The following is an 18949-nucleotide window of genomic DNA, read 5'->3' as shown; positions in this document are numbered from 1 at the left end:
CCCATCACCCACGAGGCGAAACCATGCGCTTGAAGCTGCTCACCGTCGCGCTGGCACTGGCCGCGACGCCGTTCGCGAGCCACGCTGAAGACCTGCTCGACGCCTACCGCCAGGCCCGGGCCAACGATCCGGTGCTGTCGCAGGCCGATTCCACCCGTCTCGCCACGGGTGAAACCGTCGTACAAAGCCGTGCGCTGCTGCTCCCGCAGATCAGCGCGCAGCTGGGTATCACCCAGACGGATCAGAATGGTCCGGATCGCGACACGACCACGGGCACGGACCTCGGCCATACCCGCACGCGCAGCGAGTCGGCCACGGTCACCCAGAGCGTGCTCGACTTCAGCAGGTACGCCGATCTGAAGGCCGCCAAGTCGTCGTCGCAGGCACAGGACGCCACGTACGAAGCCGCTTTGCAGCAGCTCTCCACGCGCGTGGCCACGGCCTATTTTCAGGTCCTGACCAACGACGACGCCCTGACCTTCGCCAAGGCCAACGAGCAGGCGCTCGCTCGTCAGCTCGAGCAGGCCCAGCAGCGTTTCGACGTCGGCCTGTCCGCGATCACCGACGTGCAGGACGCCAAGGCCCAGCACGACACCTCGGTCGCCGCCGTCATCACCGCCGAGAACACCCTGGCGGATTCGCGTGAAGCACTGACCCAGATCACCGGCAAGCCGGCGGACAATCTGAAGAAACTTCGCGAAGACCTGCCCATGGACGCCCCGTCGCCCAACGATCCGAAGGCCTGGGTCGCCGAAGCGGTCAAGAGCAACCCGAGCATCCTCGCGTCGCAGTACAACGTCGACTCGGCGGAGCACAGCATTTCCTCCGCCCGCGCGAGTCATCTGCCGACCATCGACGCGAGTGCCGGTTACAGCAAGAGCACCTCCTGGACGCAGAATGCGGGCAGCCCGGCGACGAACGCCCTGAACCGTGTCTCGGGCAACGGTCGCGGCGGCACCAGCGTCGGCCTGACGCTCAGCGTGCCGATCTTCTCCGGCGGCGCCACGCAGTCACGCGTTCGTCAGTCGATCTACCAGCGCGATGCCGCCCAGGACTCCCTGGAAAGCACCCGTCGTCAGGTCGTCCGCGACACGCTGAACTACTACCGCTCGGTGGTCGCCGGTATCAGCAAGGTGGAGGCCACCAAGGCCGCCGTCGCCTCTTCGGAAAGCGCGCGCGACGCGACGCAGGCCGGCTTCGAAGTCGGCACGCGCACCATCGTCGACGTGCTGATCGCCCAGCAGAACCTGACCTCGTCGCTCAGCGACTACTCGCAGGCCCGCCATCAGTTCATTCTCGACAAGCTGCTGCTCAAGCAGACGGCCGGGACCGTGGATGTGAAGGACCTCGAGGCGATCAACGCGCTGCTGCAGTAACGACTTTCCTTTCGGGGGAAGAATAAGAAACGGGCCCTCGCGGCCCGTTTTTTTTGCTCTTTGGCGGACACGCCCCACACGATCGCACGGGCGGCGCTGACTCCGACGAACCTGCTGCCCGACGAAGATGGCCGGGCCCAACCGGGCCTCGGAACCAAGGAAGAACCATGAAGGGATTTATCATCGTCGGCCTGCTGGCGAGCACTGGCTTAGCCCATGCGTCGCCGGCCTCCCCGACGAACCACCGGCTCAAGGTGGTCGAATACGCGAGCGCCACGTCGTTCGAATACGACGTCCGGGCCAAAGGTGTTCTCGGCGACGTCGTTGCGCCATATGCCACGGTCTGGACCAGCGCCATGGACAACTGCGATGTGCGCGGCGGCTACGTCACCGAGTACCACGACGGGTTCAAGCGCAGTTATTACGACACGCGCGAAGGCGGCGTACGGGTGAACGCCTATGCCACCTGCCGCGTTGCCGAGGATCCCTTCGCCGATCGGATCAAGGAGGGCCCGATGCCCGCGGCGGCGATCGTCACCGGTGATGGCCTGGGTCCGTCGACGGGGCTTGCCCAGGCGAGCGGCGAGCCGCACGCGGCCTATCGGGCCGTCCGCGAACTGGTATACAAGACGTGCCTGGACCAGGCTCGCCGCGTTCGCTTCATGAGCACTCATGTCGACAACCGGCCCAACGCGACGCCGCAGGTGGAAGCCCGGTTCGCCTGCAATTCCGGCCTCGACGCCGGGAACCAGAGGGACTGACCCTTCACTCCTGAAGCAGGGTATCCACCAGCGCCATCACCTTGCCCACGGATCCGCGCTCGCTGTCGAAGACGTGGCGAGCGCGGTTTCCCATGATCTCCCGGCGGTCTTTGTCCCGAAGCAGGGCCAGCACCTGCTCGCCCAGCTCGTCGCCGTCCTTCACCCGCTGACCGCCGCCTTCATCGAGCAGGGCCTGCGTGATTTCCTCGAAGTTGTACGTATAAGGCCCGACAAGCACCGGCTTGTTCAGTGCGGCGGGCTCCAGGACGTTGTGTCCACCGATGGACACCAGGCTGCCACCGACGAAGGCGACATCGGCCGACGCGAAGAAACGCAGCAGTTCGCCCATCGAATCGATGACGAAGCACTGCGTGGAATGACCGGGAATGTCATCGCCGCTGCGCGTTCCCACCTGGAAGCCCAGGCTGCGGACGGATGCCTCGACGGCCTTGAACCGCTCAGGGTGACGGGGTGCGATCAGCAGCAGCGCATCCGGCAGCCGGCGCATCACCGCGAGGTGAGCCTCGAGGACGCACATTTCCTCGCCTTCGTGCGTGCTGGCGGCGATCCAGACCGGACGCCCCGTGCCCCATGCCTCGCGCATGGCCAGGCCCGCCTGCAACGCCGTGTCCGGCACCGGCATGTCGAACTTGAGGTTGCCGCAGACCGTGAGCTGGCTGGGCTCCGCACCGAGCAGCCGATAGCGCGCGGCATCGGTGCGGGACTGTGCGGCGATATGACTGACGCAGCGCAGGGCGCGGCGGACGAGGGAGCTCATGCGCGCGTAGCCGCGCAGCGATCGCTCGGATAACCGGGCATTGGCGATCAGCAGCGGAATGCCGTGCTTGCGGCAGGCGAAATACAGGTTCGGCCAGATTTCCGTTTCGACGATGATCGCCAGCCGCGGGCGCGTACTGCGCAGGAAGCGCTTCACGGCGAACGGCAGATCGTACGGCAGGTACACGCTGTGGACGCTGCTGCCGAACAGCTGACGCACGCGTTCGGAGCCGGTCGGGGTCACCGTGGTGACCAGCATCGGCGCCTGCGGATAAGCCTCCATCAGCGCTTTCACCAGCGGTTCCGCGGCATTGACCTCACCTACCGATACCGCGTGCACCCAGAGGCAGCCGGCGAGGCGCGGTTCGCGGAAGCGACCGAAGCGCTCGCGCCAGCGCACGTGGTAGTCGCCGTAGCGCATGCCACGCGCCATCAGACGCAGCATCACCAGCGGTGTGAACAGGTACATCGCGAAGTTGTAGAGCAGGCGCAGCAGCACGCGATTCCCTGGGTTGACCCGTGACCGGTCAGTATAGCCGCGCCCATTCGCTACAATGGGCGGACATGCCTGGTATGACCCGCCCTACCCTGACGCGCCAGCTTCTTACGCCCCGCCACTGGCCGGCGTGGCTCGGCGTCGGCTTCATCTGGCTTATCGCCCACCTGCCCTTCCGCTGGCTGATGCGCCTCGGACGCATGGCGGGCCGCCTGGCCCTGCACCTGAACCCCGAACGGCGGCGCATCGCCGCGACCAACATCGCCCTCTGCTTTCCGGAGCTGGATCCGGCGGCACAGAAGGCGCTGGTTCGGGCCAATCTGTGCGACGTCGGCATGATGCTGGCCGAATTCGCACTGGGCTGGATGGGCTCGGATCGCGCGATCGCGAAGGTCCCCGTCACGGTCGACGGGCTCGAACACCTGGAAGCCGCACGCGCCGCCGGCCGTGGCGTGCTCCTGGTCGGCGGACATTTCTCGCACCTCGAACTGAGCGCGCGCCTCGTCTCCTCACGCATCCGCATCGCGGGCATGTACCGCCGCATGGATTCGGAGGTGTTCGAATTCGCGGTGCTGCGCTCGCGCCTGCACTACGCGGATGCGATGTTCGACAAGGACGATATCCGTGGCACCGTGCGCTACCTGAAGGCCGGCGGCACGCTCTGGTATGCGCCCGACCAGGACATGCGCAGCAAGGACAACGTCTTCGTGCCGTTCTTCGGCGTGCCGGCCGCGACCATCACGGCCACGCATCACCTGGCGCGCCTCTCCAACGCGCTGGTGATTCCGTTCTATCACCGGCGCCTGCCGGGAGACGCGGGCTACGCCATGCGCCTCGGCGCGCCGCTTGAGGATTTTCCCAGCGACGATGCCGCGCGCGATACCGAGCGGGTGAATGCACAGATCGAGCAGATGGCGCGTGAGGCGCCTGAGCAATACCTGTGGGTGCATAAGCGGTTCAAGACGCGGCCGCCGGGTGAGCCGAAGATTTATTAGGTGGTAGCGATGGGTGGTGCGGCATCTTTGCTTCGTTGGCTTTTCGCGAACAGGGTTCGCTCCTACAGGTGCGCGGTGGGGCCAGACGGATAGCTGCCCTGGATGCTTCTTTCATGGGAGTTTCTCCCACCTTTCTTGCGGTATACGCTGACGAAATGCCGAACCTTTCGTCATAAACAACGAAAGCTTCGCGAAAAAACACGCGCGTAGAACGTCCGTCGTCACTCCTCAAGACGGACCTTCCCATGCAGTCGATCTTTCGTTTCGCGCGTTCGTTGCGCGGCCGCAGCGCGTGGCACCGCAAGCGGTCGCACGTGGTCAATGCGGTACTCAACTATGTCGGCCGCAGTGTGGCGCACTGGCGGGAGCACGACGCATGGCTGGCCTTCCTGGAGACACCGCCGATGGCCGGCGTCTCGTCGATCGACACCATCCTCACCGAGCGCTACCAGCACCGCTATATCAGCAAGGCCTGGAATCGCGAGCGCCGGCTGAAGGTGCTGCGCGAGCATTACGAATTCGCCCTTGCCCGGTTCCCCCGGACGCTGTTCCACGTGCTGTACCGCGAGCGCCAGGTTTTGCTTGGCAAGGTGCTCCTGCGTAACGGTGAGGCTCTCTCGCTGATGCTCAAGGCGCCGTTCCGACGCGCCCGCGAGGGCGAGATGACGCTCTCGCTGGTCGATCACCAGGGCATGCAGATCTCCTATGCGGCGTTCTCCTTCGTCGACGGCGGCAAGGCCATCGCCATCGGCTGCCTTCAGGGTGCGCCCAACCACGCCGGCCTGGAAGCCGTGCGCGAACTCACGCGGCAGTGCCATGGCCTGCGTCCTAAAAACCTCCTGCTGTCGCTGATCCGTTCGCTCGCCGAGGCTTTCGAGGTGGAACGCGTCCTCGGGATATCGAATGAGGCTCACGTCTTCGCGGGCATCGCCGACAAGGTAAAGGCCGACTACAACGGCTTCTGGCGCGAGGCCGGTGGACAGGAGACCAGCGAGGGCTTCTACGCCATGGCCCCTCACGAGCCCGTGCGTTGCGAAACCGAGGTCGAAAGCAAGCGCCGCAGTGAGTTCCGTCGGCGCGAAGCGCTGCGTCACGAAGCCTGCGATCTAGTCCTCAGGGCGTTCGGATTCGAACGCGCCGTGGTCCTGCCGCTGGCCGCCTGATACGCGGCGCTCGTACAGCTTCGCGTACTTCAGGAACGCATAGAAAGCATGTACCCGGGCGGCGATGAAACCCGCCCAGCCGCCCCGCCAGTGACCGCGCCAGAAGTAGTACCGGGCAAAAGCGATGGCGGGATAGACCACCATCCGCAGACGAAGCATCCGCGGCTCGCGCGTCTGCCGGTCGCGCACCTGCAACGTCGAGTAACGGTTGGCCTTGTCGACCCGCCCGTCGATATCGCGCTCGCCATAGTGGTCGATGACGGCATCGAGGCGCCGCACCGACCCGCGCACCAGGACACTCTCGTGTACTTCGTGACCACTCATGCCGGCGCGTGTGCGGTCGAACAGACGCACGTAGTGATTCAGGCGCGCGCGACCGGGCTGCCAGCGCCAGAACACCCACTCGCGACGGAGCATCTCGAAACCCGCGACATCGGGCGTGACGAGCGCCGCCCTCACCCGCTCGGCGGCGATGGCGGGCAGCGCCTCGTCCGAGTCCAGCAGCAATACCCAGCGGTGGACGGCGAGATCGATCGCCGCCTGCTTCTGTGCGCTGTAGCCGGCGAACGGCTGAATGCTCACCCGTGCCCCATGCGACGCGGCAATGTCGCGCGTCTCATCGGTCGATCCGGAATCCAGCACGACGATGTCGTCCGCAAAACGGACGGAAGCGAGACAGGCGCCGATCGTCGCCGCGCTGTTGAACGTGGTCACGACGACCGACAGCGGCTCACGCGCCACGGGACGGTTCCAGGTCCGGCAGATCGACGAGCAGCGCCGCGCACCACACGGCGAACAGCCACGCGGTGAGCAGACCCCACCATGCCGAATAGAAGGCCATGTGCGTGTTCAGCGGGAAGAAGATCGCAAACAGCGCCACGCTGGCGGGGAATGCACGCTCGCGCGCCACGGGACCGGCTTTCCACCAGACGCGGACGGCCAGCACGGTGGCCGCCAGCCACGCGAGGAGGCCGAGGGTTCCGGTCTCGGTGGCGGCCTCGAGCACGACCTGATGAGGATGGCAGGCACCCTCCCCATCGCCGCATTTCTCGATGGTCAGGAAGTGGTCTCCGGGCGACGCGACCGATGGATAGGCCACGCGGAAGCCGCGGACGCCCACGCCGTTGATGGGATGCGCCGCATAGAGGCGCAGCGACGTCGTCCAGATATCGAGACGCCCGGTCAGCGCGGCGTCCAGGCCCGCGCTGGTACCGGTGAGGGCGGGCAAGGTATGCGCCACCCGGTCGCGGAATCGCGGCGATACCTGCCATGCCAGTGCGCCGACCAGAAGCACGACCGCGCCCATGCCCAGACAGGCCACGGCGAAGCGACGGAACGTACCCGCCTCACGCCAGAGGAACGCCAGGGCCACGAGTGCGTAGCAGATCCACGAGGCGCGCGAACCGGAAAGCAGCACCGGCCCGAGCGCCAGCAGGAACGTCAGGATCAGGCCCCGGCGTCCCCAGCGCTCGCGCCCGGCCCAGAGAAGGAACGGCGCCAGCGCGGACACCGCGGGACCGAGCTTCAGGTTGGTCGCACCGAAGATGCCGGACAGGCGCGCCGGATCGGAGGCGCCCGCGAGGCCATAACCGGTCAGCGCCTGCACCCAGGCATCGGCGACCCAGAGCGCGACGACCGCTGCGGTGGCGAACCACATGGCACGCACCTTCCCTGGCCGGCGCATGGCGAAACACGTGTACACACCCAGCGGAGCGAACCGGAGGATGCCCGCCAGCGTGCCCCAGCTCTTCCCGGGCGCGACGGCGTCGACGACGGAGACGAGCGCGGCACCCGCGTAGGCGGCGAATAACCAGAGAAACAGGCGCGCACCGGGATGATGACGAATCGCCGTCGGCTCGCGCACGACGAGCAGTATCGAGCCGACCAGTGCGAGAAACACGCCGACCTCGGCACTGCGCCCCAGCGGCAGCAACGCGGGCACCAGCCAGATCGGCAGGAGCGGCGAGGCAAGCCCCGCTTTCAGCAGCGCACCGGGCCCGCGCGAGCTCACGCGGCCGGGGTGCCTTCGACCAGCTCGGCGTACAAGGCGAGCGTGGCCGACTGCATGTCGACGAGGCGGTAGCTGCGCGGCGGCGGAATCGGCGGAGCGAAACGCAGGAGTTCGGCGGCGCGCTCGACCAGGCGTTCGCGATCGCCCAGCGGCACGCGGCCCGCGGGATAGAGCTCGGCCAGAAGTTCGCCGACGCCACCGTGCGCGTAACCCATGACGGGGCGGCACAAGGCCAGCGCCTCGACCACCGTACGGCCGAACGACTCCGGCCGCACCGACAGCTGCAGGACGAGATCGGACAGGGCGTAGACGTCGCGCACGTCCGATCGCGCCGGCGAGATCACCACACGGTCGTCGAGGCCGCGCGCATGAATGAGCTGACGCAGCTCGGCGACATACGCCTCTCGCCCCGGTTCGTCCGCGCCGAGCAGCAGCAGACGCGCATCGATGGCGCGCTGTTGAAGGTCCGCGATCAGTTCGATCGCGTCGGCATGACCTTTCAGGCGGGTGCCACGGCCCGGCAGGGTCAGCAGGGGCGCGCCGGCCAGTTGCGGGTATTGCTCGAAGAACGCCCGCTGCCAGCTGTCGTCGGGACGGTAACCGTAGGGAAACGCCTCGGTGTCGATGCCACGCGGCACCACGGCGATCCGCGCGGTCTCGATATCGTCGGGGTAGTGGCGGAGCACGTAGTCACGCAGGGTCTGCGAGACCACGATGACCCGCTCCCCTCGGAGCAGGATCGCGCTGTAGCGACCCGGACTGTTCAGCCCGTGAACGGTCGTGACGAAGTGCGGACGGGGCTTGACCCCACGCATCGCCCACCAGCCGATCCATGCCGGCAGCCGCGACCGGGCGTGCACGATGTCGGGCTTCAGTTCGCGCAGGATGCGGCGCAGCTTGCCTACCGTGAACAGGGTGCCCAGGGATTTGCGACCGATGGGCAGGGCGATGTGCTCGCTGCCTTCGGCCTCCAGCTGCGCCACCAGGCGTCCGCCCGCCGACACCACTACCGACCGGTGCCCCGCAGCCACCAGCGCCCGCGCGATTTCCAGGGTCGAGCGCTCGGCCCCGCCCGAATGGAGCGAGGGGATCAGCTGTACGACGGTCATCGTCCGGTGCGGGGAGACGGTGGCCATGGGTGGTTCCGGTGAGTGTGATGACGCAGACGAAGCACGAAACGTGCCCGCAGGGGGCCGTTCAGTCTTTCAGGACGTACGTCGCGCCACAGTACATGCACTTTGAGGTGCCACCGTCGTCTTCGATGGACAGGTAGACCCGGGGGTGCGAGTTCCACAGGTACATCCCCGGCATCGGGCAGGACAGCGGCAGGTCGGCGCGCGTCACTTCGTAACGGTTTTCGGCGTTTGCCGGGATCAGCGGCGCTGCCGCGGGATTGGGTCGCATGGGGAAACTCCGGGCAAAACGGTAAACCGAGGCCTGCGATGGTAACAAAAAAGAAAACCCGCGCCGTTGCCGGCGCGGGTTTTTCACGGCCGTGAAAGCCGGGACGATTACTTTTTGTCAGCCGAGGCGTCGTGGCCTTCGGTCGTGATGCGGATCTTGATGTCGTCCGACACGTTCGGGACGTAGGCACCGACGCCGAAGTCCGAGCGCTTGATGGTGGCGGTGGCGTCGAAGCCGATCGACTGCACCTTCATCATCGGGTGCGGGCCAACCTTGTTCAGGGTGGCGTCGAGGGTGACCGGCTTGGTCACACCGTGGACGGTGAGGTCACCGGTGACCTTGAGCTTGTCCTTGCCGGCCGAGACCACCTTGGTGCTCTTGAAGGTGATGTTCGGGAACTTGGCGGCATCGAGGAAATCCGCCGACTTCAGGTGCTCGTCGAGCTTGGGCACGAAGGTGTCCAGACCGGACAGCGGCAGGGTCACCTCGACGGTGGCCTTGGTCGGGGCGGCTTCGTCGTAGACGAGGGTGCCGTCGACCTGATTGAGATTGGCGGTCGGATTCGAGAAGCCGAAGTGATTCCAGCTGAACAGGACCATGGTGTGGGTCGGGTCGAGCTTGTAGGTCACCGGGGCGGCGGCGGCGGTGCCGGCGGTGGCGAGCAGGCCGGCGAGGGCAACGTAACGGAGGGCGCGCATGGTGTTTCTCCAGCAGTGAGGTGGGTACGGCGTGTGACGGCGGGACCGGAGGGTCACCGCGGGAAAGAGGTCAGGCGATCTGGGCGGCTTCGTCGAAGTCCAGACGCGGCAGGCGGCCGAACAGGTTCTTGTCCGGATCGCCGTAACCGATGTTGATGAGAAAATTGGACTTGACCTGGCTGCCGGCGAAGAACTCGGCATCCACGCCCGCCTGATCGAATCCGGACATCGGACCGCAGTCGAGCCCCAGCGCGCGGGCCGCCATGATCAGGTAGGCGCCCTGCAGCGAACCGTTGCGCGAGCCGGAGGACTGGATCAGGTCTTCGTTGCCGACGAACCAGCTGCGTGCGTCCGCATGCGGGAACAGCTTGGGCAGGTGCTCGTAGAACGCGAAGTCGGTCGCGACGATGGCCGTAACCGGAGCCGACATGGTCTTCTCGGCGTTGTTCTCGGCCAGGTACGGCTTCAGACGCGCCTTGGCGTCCTGCGACTTGATGAAGATGACGCGCATCGGCGAGGAGTTGGCGGCGGTGGGGCCGAACTTCGCCAGCTCGTACAACCGGTGGATCTGCTCGTCGGTCACTTCCTTCGGCAGCCAGGCGTTGTAGGTGCGGGCGGTGAGGAAGAGCTGGTCAAGCGATGCATCGGACAACGGAGCGCTCATGGATATCCTTGTACAGTGATGGAACGCCGGAGGCCCGGCATCCCGACAGTGTAAGCGTCGCGACGCCCTGTGTGGACCGGTCGGACAAGGAACGAACTGTGCCGAATTCGACAACAATCACCGATCGTGACCTGTGCTGGGTCGTGACCGACGGCGCGGCCGGCAATCGCCGCCAGGCGCTGGCACTGGCCGAAGCTCTCACGCCGTCGATCCGCGAGATCACCATCGATCTGCGCGCCCCCTGGTCGTGGGCGGCCCCGCGCCTGCTGCCGGGCGCGCGTCTGGCGCTTGGGCGTGCCAACCAGAACCTGCTGCCGCCATGGCCCTCGCTGGTCATCGGCTGCGGACGCACGGCCGCCTGGGCGACGCGGCAGATCCGCCGCTGGTCGGCAGGCCGCACGCTGTCGGTGCAGTTGCTCGATCCCCGGCTGGATCCGCGACACTGGGACCTGGTGATCGCGCCGAAGCACGATGAGCTGACCGGCGACAACGTGCTCCGTCCGATCGGGTCGCTGCATCCCATCGATGACGCCTGGCTCGCCGACGGGCGCGAGGCGTTTGCCGGCCTGGCCGACCTACCCGGCCCGCGTCTGGGGGTGCTGGTCGGCGGCGACCGGCGTGGCGCGCCGCTCGACGGCAAGGCGGCCGATGCCTTCGTCTCCGCCGTTCGCCGGCGACTTGCGACGGATGGCGGCTCGGTCATGGTCGCCGCCTCGCGACGCACGCCGCCTGCGCTCCTGCCGGTGCTTCGCGACGCCTTCGCCGACTGGCCGGGCGTGATCTGGACGGGCAGCGCCGACGGCCCCAATCCGTATCCCGGCATCCTGGCGTGGGCCGACCGTCTCGTGGTCACACCCGACTCGGTCAATATGTTGTGCGAGGCCTGCGCCACCGGGGCGCCGGTGCATACCGTCGTGACGGCGCCGCTGGATGCGAAGCTGGGGCGGTTTCATGCAGAGCTGCGAGCGGCGGGACGGCTGCATGACATCGATGCGGTGACACCGGAGCGGCAGGCACCGCTGCGGGAGACGGCGACAATCGCGGACGAGGTACGCAAGCACCTCGGACTGCCTGCATCCCCGGCCCGATAGTCCCCGTCCTACGGCCTGGGTTTCAGCCGCGCCCGGAACCCTGCCTTCAGCTCGTCCGACATCGGCGCGGCGGCGAGTATCGCGTCGAGCTTCGCTACCCGGTTGCGGAAGGCCGCCACTTCGTCCCTGAACCGGTCGGGATGGTAGTCGATCAGCAGGTCCGCCTGCGCCGCCGCCGAAAGCTCGTCGGGGATACCGCCGAAGTCCTCCCAGTGCCCCTTCAGCCAGGCCACCGCATCGCGCACATCGCGCATCTGTCCGACCAGACCGTCGACATCGGGTGCATCGGTGGGCCACGTCACGTCGACCACCTGCGGATGGGCGAAGTCGTGCTCCGGCAGCGTCACATGCAGCGTCAGGTCGCGTCCGGTGAGCCGCCAGGTGCCGGGCTTGTCGTCATCCGCCCGCGGAAGCGCCACGCCGTCCACCGTCACCTTCGATGGCATCGCGACGGCGACGAAGGCCACGGACCACGTCCGTGACGTCGGCATGCCGGGATACGTGCCGTCGCGCGCCGCGATTTTCAGGCGTACGCCCTGCTTCGTCCGCTCGGTCGCCAGAGCCGTGCGAGCGAACGCCGTGCCCCGGTAGGCTTCGTCGTCGCCCGCGTCTTCGTACAGCGTGGCCGACTGATTGCCGCCCGGGTAGACGAGCAAGGTCCGCGCACCCGTGTCGTGGGACACGCTCACCGTCGTATTCGTATTGGTCGGCACGATGGCGCCGGCACGCGCAAAGACCGGTACCTCATCGAGTCGGTAACGGCCCGCGAGCGCACGCTCACCATGCAACGAGCGACCGCGGGTCGTGTCGAACCAGTCGCCTCTCGGCAACCAGGTCTCCTGGCTGGCGAAACCGTCGCTGCCCGCGGCGGCCGTTACCGGATCCACCAGCAGGTCGTCGCCGAACATGTATTCGGCGCCGCTCGCGTAGGACCGGTCGTCTTCCGGCCACGCGTAGTACAGCGGCCTGACCAGCGACACGCCCGTGTCGAACGCCTTCCGACCCATCGTGTAGGTGTACGGCAGCAAGCGGTAACGTGTCAGCACCGTGTCGCGCAAGGCGTCGAATTCCGCAGGCGCGAACCGCCAGGGCTCCTTGCGCAGGTTCGGGTTCTTCGTGGTGTGTGTGCGCATGATCGGGCTGTACGCACCGAACTGCATCCAGCGCACGTAGAGTTCCGGATCGACCCGGCGCGCCTTCGGATCGCTTTCGTCGCGGAAGGTGTGACCGCCGAGGTCATGGCTCCAGTAGCCATAAAGCACGTTGGACGCGGTCGACGTGAAGCGCGGCTGGAACGCCAGCGAACCCCACGAGATGATCGAGTCGCCCGAGAAGCCGATCTGGTAGCGGTGGTTTCCCAGTCCGCCCCAGCGGTGATAGATCAGCGCACGCTTGTCACTGGTCTGCTGCATGTGGGTGAAGAACACATGGTTGAGCCACCAGGTGTTGCTCAGTCCCGGCATGGCTTTCGATTCGCGCCATTGCTGCCAGTCCAGCCACCAGAAGCTCACGCCCATCGCCTGCAGGGGATCGAGCACCGTGCTGAAGAGTGCCGACATGTAGCTCGCGTCCGCGGCTTCGAAAGGCAGCGGATGGGTGCGGTCGGCCTTCATCGCATCCATGAATCGGCCGTACGCATCCTCGTGGGGAAGCATGCCCGAGGCGGGGTGCAGGTTCAGCGTGATCCTCAGGCCCTGGTCGCCAAGCCAGCGGAGCAGCCGTTGCGGGTCGGGAAACAGGCTTCGGTTCCAGGAGAAGCCCGTCCAGCCCGGCGTCTGGCCCGCAATGTCCCGTTTGTCCGAACCCGATGCGAGACCTGGCGTCGTGTGCCAGTCCATATCGATCACGAGAACATCCATCGGAATGCCGTAGCGCGCGAAGTCCGCCGCCACGTCGCGGATCTCGCTGTCACTGTAATTCCAGTAACGCGACCACCAGTAACCAAAGGCATAGCGCGGCGGCAACGGCTCGCGGCCGGCGATTTTCGTGAAATCACCCAGCGCGGCGACGTAGTCGTGGCCGTAGCCGAAGAACGTCCAGTCGGTGCATGCCTGGCAGGCGCGACGGTGCACCCACGGCAGCTTCTCATCGCCAAAGACGAAGCTTCCCGTGTCGTCGACGACGTGCCAGCCGTCGCGTGAGAGCAAGCCGTCGCCGAGATCCAGCGGCGTGTTGTCGGACGCATGACGGTCGCCATCGACCTGATCGAGCGTGCGCGCCGTACCGCCGAGATTTCGTGTTTCCTTCAGGCCGGGGTGCCAGGCGATGGCCGGCTTGAGCTGCTTCGATTCGACCGTCAGGTTGTCGGCACCGAACGGGCCGGAACCCTCTTTGTAGCGCAGCGTCAGCAAGTCGGTGCGAATGACGAGCCAGCCCTTTTCATGGGAGACCTTCGCGGGAACGTCGCCTGCGTTACCGCGTGTCGCGAAGACCAGCGAAGGCGCGTCCTCGAACTGTTTCGAGGACGAATATTCCATGCGAATGACGCGGGGCGTCAGGACCGTGAAGCGAGCCTCGCCGCTGGTGACGGGATCGGCGTGCGCCGATGACGATGCGACGGCGACAACAAACGTCGCGAACGCGACGGCAGCCCGGATCACTCTCATGCACCCTGCCTCCCCTTAAAGGAAGCTCCGACTCTAGCATGAGTCCGTCAGGCGTCGACGTAACGCGCCGCGTCGCCGACCCAGCGTGCGATGAGCCTCTCACAACGCGCGGGATGATCTTTCATCATGGCTTCGGCGACCCGCTGCACTTCGGGCATGAGATGACCGTCACGGGTGAGGTCGGCTATGCGGAACTGCAGCTGGCCCGTCTGACGCGTGCCCAGTACTTCACCGGGGCCACGCAGTTCCAGATCCTTTTCGGCGATGCGAAACCCGTCGTTGGTCTCACGCATCACCTGTAGTCGCTCTTTCGCCAGACGCGACAGCGGTGTCTGATAGAGCAGCACGCAATTGGATGCGATGGCGCCACGACCCACGCGCCCGCGCAGCTGATGCAGCTGGGCGAGACCGAGGCGCTCACTGTTCTCGATGACCATGAGGCTGGCGTTGGGCACGTCGACGCCCACCTCGATGACGGTGGTGGCGACCAGCACGGCAAGTTCGCCGGCCTTGAACGCATCCATCACCGCCTGTTTCTCCTTCGGCTTCATGCGTCCATGAATCAGGCCCACGGCCAGATCGGGAAGGCCGGTCGTCAGCTCCGCGTGCGCCACCTCGGCGGCTTGCGCGTTCAGCTGCTCGGACTCTTCGATCAACGTGCAGACCCAGTAGACCTGCCTGCCCTGCATGCAGGCCGCATGGATGCGCTCCATGACCTCGTAGCGACGCTCGTTCGAGATCGCGACGGTCTGCACCGGCGTGCGTCCGGGTGGCAGTTCGTCGATGGACGACACGTCGAGATCGGCGTACGCGCTCATCGCCAGCGTACGCGGGATCGGTGTGGCGGTAAGTACGAGCTGGTGCGGAATGAGCGAGCCCTCGGCGCCCTTGTCGCGCAGAGCGAGCCGCTGATGCACACCGAAGCGGTGCTGCTCGTCGACGATCACCAGGCCGAGTTTCCTGAACGCGACGCCTTCCTGCATGAGTGCGTGCGTGCCGACCACGACATGGGCGTGGCCCTCCGCCGCGCGTGACAGCGCGCTCTTGCGCGCCTTGCCCTGCACCTTGCCGGCCATCCATTCCACTTCGAGACCGAGGGGCTCGAGCCATGCACGGAAGTTACGAAGATGCTGCTCGGCAAGCAGTTCGGTCGGCGCCATCAGGGCGACCTGGTAACCGCTCTCGACGGCGGCGACCGCGGCCAGCGCGGCAACGACCGTCTTGCCGCTGCCGACATCGCCCTGCACGAGTCGCAGCATGGGATGGGCACGCGACAGGTCGCGCGCGACTTCCTTCGACACGCGCGTCTGCGCACCGGTCAGCGCGAACGGAAGCGCGGCGAGCAGACGATCCTTCAGTGTGCCCGCGCTTTTCAGCGCGGGCGCCTTGCGTTCTTTCACCGCCGCACGCATGCGGCGCAACGTCAGGTGCTGGGTCAGCAACTCCTCGAAGGCGAGCCGCTGTTGCGCCGGATGCCGCCCTTCCTCCAGCTGCCGCAGATCGACATCCGTGGGGGGGCGATGCACGTAGGACAGCGCGTCGCGCAGCGACGTCAGCCCCGCCGGCCGGCCGATATCCTCGGGGATCAGTTCCAGACGATCGTCGGTCGGCAGGTGCGCCAGCGCACGGGCGATGACGCTGGCGAGGCGACGCGGCCCGAGTCCTTCCGTCGTCGGATACACCGGGGTCAGCCGCTCGTCCATGAGGACGGGTTCGTCGGTCTCGATGCGCTGGTACTGCGGATGGACGATCTCCAGCCCTTGCGGGCCCTGGCGCACTTCACCGAAGCACAGCAGGCGCGCGCCCTTCGGCAGCTGATCGACCTGCGACTTGCGAAAGTGGAAGAAGCGCAGCAACAACGGACGACCGGAGTCGTCGCCGATAATCACCTTCAGTTGCGGACGAAAGCGAAAGCCGCGCTCGACATGCTCGACGACACCCTCGACCTGGGCGCGATCGCCCGGGCGCAGATCGGCGATCGGCACGACCGTGGTGCGGTCCTCGTAACGCAAAGGCAGATGGAACCAGAGGTCCTGCACTTCGCGAAGGCCGAGCTTGCGCAAGGTCTCGGCAAGCGCCGGCCCGACGCCGCCGAGCGATGTCAGCGGCGCACGCCCGGGGTCCGCCACCGGAACGGCAGCGGTGATCGGCGTTGCGCGACGGGCCACGGGAATGACGGCGCCCTTACGGCAGGACGAGGATCGCGTCGACTTCGACCGTTGCCGCCTTGGGCAGTGCCGAGACCTGGATGGTCGAGCGCGCCGGGTACGGCTGCTGGAAATATTCGGCCATCACGGCGTTCACCGCGGCGAAGTCGCCCAGATCGGTGACGTAGATGCCCACACGGACGATGTCGGCCAGCTTGCCGCCCGCGGCTTCCGCCACCGCGACCAGGTTGTCGAAGACGCGACGCGTCTGCACGGTGATGTCGCCCTCGACGAGATTGCCGGTGGCCGGGTCGAGCGGAATCTGCCCTGAGAAATACACCGTGTTGCCGGCGCGCACGGCCTGCGAGTATGGGCCGATGGCCGACGGAGCCTTATCGGTGGCGATGGTGCTGCGGGTCATGGATACATCCTCGATGAATTCACAGCAGTCTATCTACGCCGCGCCACGCTAGCTACCTGAAGCGACGTACAGGAGCACGCCCCGTGCGAAAGCTCACCCACGGTGAACCCATCGCGCGCAGGGCGCGCTCCTACAGGGGGTGGCGGTATACGCCGCTGACTACACCCGTGCGCCTGACCCGGCGCATGACGTCGGCAAGATGCTTGCGTCCCTTGACCTCGATGGCGAAGAGCAGCGTGGCGGCCGTGCTATCGCGCTCGATGTATTCGACGTTCTCGATGTTCGAGCTGGCGTCGGCGATGGCCGCGGCCACCGTGGCGAGGACGCCGGGACGGTTGAGCACCTCGATGCGCAGCTCGGCACGGTAGTCGCCCGACACGTCGCGATCCCACTCGATGGCCACGATGCGCTCGGGCGTCTTGCGGAACTCCGGCACGTTCGGGCATTCCACCCGGTGCACGACGATACCCTTGCCCGAGGAAAGGAATCCGATGATTTCGTCGCCCGGCAACGGATGACAGCAATTGCCGAAGCTGAGCACGCCGCGCTCGGCGCCGCTGATGCGGATCTTCTCCGCGCTGTGCTGCTGCTCCGACGACGCCGACGGCTCGCCCTTGCCCGGTCCGAGCAGAGCGACCAGCTGCGTGGCGACCTGGTCGGCAAACCGGTTACCCAGCGCGATCTCGGACAGGAGTTCTTCCAGGCGTTTGAGCTTGGCGTCTTCGAGGAAGCGATCCAGCGTAGCGGCCGGCACCGAGTCGAGGCTCATGCCGCGCGCGTCGAGCGCGCGATCCAGCATGCGGTGACCGAAGTCCACGGCATCCTCATGCTGCAGATGCTTGAGGTACTGACGAATGGCGGTGCGCGCCTTGCCCGTGACCACCGCTTCCAGCCATGCAGGGTTGGGCACCGCCGACGGCGCCGTGATGATCTCGACCTGCTGGCCGGAAATCAGGCGCGTGCGCAGCGGCACGAGTTTCTTGTCCACACGCGCCGCGACGGCGTGGTCGCCCACATCCGTATGCACGGCGTAAGCGAAATCCAGCGCAGTCGCGTTTCGCGGCAGCGAGAAAATCTCGCCGCGCGGGGTAAACAGGTAGACCTCGTCCGGGAACAGGTCGATCTTGACGTTTTCCAGGAACTCGGAAGCTGAGGGGGTGTTGGCCTGGCTGTCCGCCAGCGCGGACAGCCACTCACGTGCACGCGCCTGGGCACTGTTGGCGGGACCGGAATCGGACTTGTATGCCCAGTGGGCCGCCACGCCGCGCTCCGCGACCGACTCCATCTCCGAAGTACGGATCTGGATCTCGATCGGCGCCCCGAAGGGCCCGAGCAGCACGGTGTGCAACGACTGGTAGCCGTTGCCTTTGGGAATGGCGATGAAGTCCTTGAAGCGACCGTCGACCGGCTTGTACAGCCCATGCACGGCGCCCAGCGCCATGTAGCAGTGCATGGCGTTGTCGGTGATGACGCGGAAGCCGTAGACGTCCATCAGCTGCGCAAACGACTTGTGGTCGCCGCGCATCTTGGAATAGATGCTCCATGCCGACTTGATCCGGCTGACCGCACGACCGGGAATCTTCTCGGCGGCAAGCCGACCTTCGAGGGCCATCTCGATCTTGGCCATCGCTTCGCGACGGTTACCGAGTGCGGCGCGGATGCGCTCGCCGATGATGCGGTGGCGATCCGGGTAGAGCGCCTTGAAGCCGAGGTCCTGCAGTTCGGCCTTGAACTTGTTCATGCCGAGGCGTTGGGCGATCGGCGCGTAGATCTCGAGCGTTTCGCGCGCGATACGACGGCGCGAGGTCGCGTCCTTGGCGCCCAGCGTACGCATGTTGTGCAGGCGGTCGGACAGCTTGATCAGGATGACCCGCAGGTCGCGCGCCATGGCCAGGAGCATCTTGCGGAAGCTTTCCGCATCGGCTTCCTGGCGACTGGAAAAGCGCATCTTGTCGAGCTTGGTGACGCCGTCGACCAGCTCCGCCACGGTCTCGCCGAATTCGCCGGCGAGCTCTTCGCGGGCAAGCCGGGTGTCTTCGAGGGTGTCGTGCAGGATCGCGGCGATGATGGTCTCGGCGTCGAGACCCAGCTCCGCCAGGACGTGGGCCACGGCCACAGGGTGCGTGATGTACGGCTCACCCGACTTTCGCGTCTGGCCCTCGTGCGCGGCGGCGCCGATGAGAAACGCGCGGCGGATGCGCATGACCTGGTCGTGCGGCAGGTAAGCGCCCACGCGCTCTTCCAGCGCCTGCACATAGGGAGGCACCGGGCCATCATCGACCACGTCGGTCAGTTTTTTGGCGGGAATGACTTCCATGGGAGAACCTTACACCGTCAGC

At 66.5% G+C, this 18949-nt stretch carries 15 protein-coding genes and 1 pseudogene; 5 read left to right on the top strand and 11 right to left on the bottom strand.

From position 1 onward, the window contains the following. Window positions 1-23 precede the first annotated feature (23 nt). Window positions 24-1376, top strand: a complete 1353-nt coding sequence (locus FA85_RS12860; RefSeq protein ID WP_036116197.1) for a TolC family outer membrane protein — start codon at window positions 24-26, stop codon at window positions 1374-1376. Window positions 1377-1543: 167 nt separating this feature from the next. Next, window positions 1544-2137 (top strand): hypothetical protein, encoded by a 594-nt coding sequence (locus tag FA85_RS12855; protein WP_036116198.1) that lies wholly within the window; start codon window positions 1544-1546, stop codon window positions 2135-2137. Window positions 2138-2141: 4 nt separating this feature from the next. Here the strand turns inward: FA85_RS12855 and waaA are convergent, their stop codons facing one another. Next, window positions 2142-3407, bottom strand: coding sequence for a lipid IV(A) 3-deoxy-D-manno-octulosonic acid transferase (gene waaA, locus FA85_RS12850; protein WP_036118482.1), 1266 nt, complete (start codon window positions 3405-3407; stop codon window positions 2142-2144). An 80-nt stretch (window positions 3408-3487) separates the two neighbouring features. Between waaA and lpxL the strand changes: the two genes are divergently transcribed. Together lpxL and FA85_RS12840 are read left to right on the top strand one after the other, a co-directional pair. After that, window positions 3488-4405 carry an LpxL/LpxP family Kdo(2)-lipid IV(A) lauroyl/palmitoleoyl acyltransferase gene (gene lpxL, locus FA85_RS12845; RefSeq protein WP_036116199.1) on the top strand — a complete coding sequence of 306 codons (918 nt, stop codon included), beginning with the start codon at window positions 3488-3490 and terminating at the stop codon, window positions 4403-4405. Between the two features lie 239 nt (window positions 4406-4644). Beyond that, window positions 4645-5568: pseudogene (locus tag FA85_RS12840) on the top strand (VirK/YbjX family protein); the annotation flags it as partial. Here FA85_RS12840 and FA85_RS12835 read toward each other — a convergent pair. The 6 genes from FA85_RS12835 to FA85_RS12810 form a co-directional block, all read right to left on the bottom strand. After that, window positions 5512-6309 carry a glycosyltransferase family 2 protein gene (locus FA85_RS12835; RefSeq protein ID WP_051944022.1) on the bottom strand — a complete coding sequence of 266 codons (798 nt, stop codon included), beginning with the start codon at window positions 6307-6309 and terminating at the stop codon, window positions 5512-5514. The pseudogene FA85_RS12840 and the gene FA85_RS12835 sit on opposite strands and share 57 nt — an antisense overlap. Continuing rightward, complete coding sequence (locus FA85_RS12830) at window positions 6299-7579, bottom strand: O-antigen ligase family protein (protein ID WP_051944024.1); 1281 nt, start codon at window positions 7577-7579, stop codon at window positions 6299-6301. Before FA85_RS12830 ends, FA85_RS12835 begins: the two co-directional genes overlap by 11 nt. Continuing rightward, complete coding sequence (locus FA85_RS12825; RefSeq protein WP_036116201.1) at window positions 7576-8715, bottom strand: glycosyltransferase; 1140 nt, start codon at window positions 8713-8715, stop codon at window positions 7576-7578. Before FA85_RS12825 ends, FA85_RS12830 begins: the two co-directional genes overlap by 4 nt. 61 nt (window positions 8716-8776) lie before the next feature. After that, window positions 8777-8983: a zinc-finger domain-containing protein gene (locus FA85_RS12820; protein WP_036116202.1), complete on the bottom strand. Its 207-nt coding sequence runs from the start codon at window positions 8981-8983 to the stop codon at window positions 8777-8779. A gap of 107 nt (window positions 8984-9090) precedes the next feature. Then, window positions 9091-9681 (bottom strand): YceI family protein, encoded by a 591-nt coding sequence (locus FA85_RS12815; protein ID WP_036116203.1) that lies wholly within the window; start codon window positions 9679-9681, stop codon window positions 9091-9093. Window positions 9682-9751: 70 nt separating this feature from the next. Then, a complete protein-coding gene (locus FA85_RS12810; RefSeq protein ID WP_036116204.1) occupies window positions 9752-10345 on the bottom strand; it encodes a malonic semialdehyde reductase in 594 nt (197 codons plus the stop codon). Between the two features lie 98 nt (window positions 10346-10443). On the opposite strand from FA85_RS12810, the gene FA85_RS12805 reads away from it, so the two are divergent. After that, window positions 10444-11436, top strand: a complete 993-nt coding sequence (locus FA85_RS12805) for a mitochondrial fission ELM1 family protein (protein WP_239708949.1) — start codon at window positions 10444-10446, stop codon at window positions 11434-11436. An 8-nt stretch (window positions 11437-11444) separates the two neighbouring features. Here the strand turns inward: FA85_RS12805 and FA85_RS12800 are convergent, their stop codons facing one another. From FA85_RS12800 to FA85_RS12785, 4 genes are all read right to left on the bottom strand, one after another. Further along, entirely contained in the window at window positions 11445-14042 is a 2598-nt protein-coding gene (locus FA85_RS12800) for a glycoside hydrolase family 31 protein (RefSeq protein ID WP_081907597.1), read from the bottom strand. A 47-nt stretch (window positions 14043-14089) separates the two neighbouring features. After that, entirely contained in the window at window positions 14090-16210 is a 2121-nt protein-coding gene (gene recG, locus FA85_RS12795; RefSeq protein ID WP_036116205.1) for an ATP-dependent DNA helicase RecG, read from the bottom strand. 16 nt (window positions 16211-16226) lie between these two features. Beyond that, the gene (locus FA85_RS12790; RefSeq protein ID WP_036116206.1) at window positions 16227-16610 is read right to left on the bottom strand and encodes a RidA family protein; all 384 of its coding nucleotides are present in this window, start codon (window positions 16608-16610) and stop codon (window positions 16227-16229) included. A 130-nt stretch (window positions 16611-16740) separates the two neighbouring features. Further along, entirely contained in the window at window positions 16741-18927 is a 2187-nt protein-coding gene (locus FA85_RS12785) for a RelA/SpoT family protein (RefSeq protein WP_051944027.1), read from the bottom strand. Window positions 18928-18949: the final 22 nt, after the last annotated feature.

The sequence above is a fragment of the Luteibacter mycovicinus genome, assembly GCF_000745235.1.
Lineage (GTDB): Bacteria > Pseudomonadota > Gammaproteobacteria > Xanthomonadales > Rhodanobacteraceae > Luteibacter > Luteibacter mycovicinus.
The sequence above is the reverse complement of the archived record's forward strand: the minus strand, read 5'-3'. Positions and strand labels throughout refer to the sequence as shown.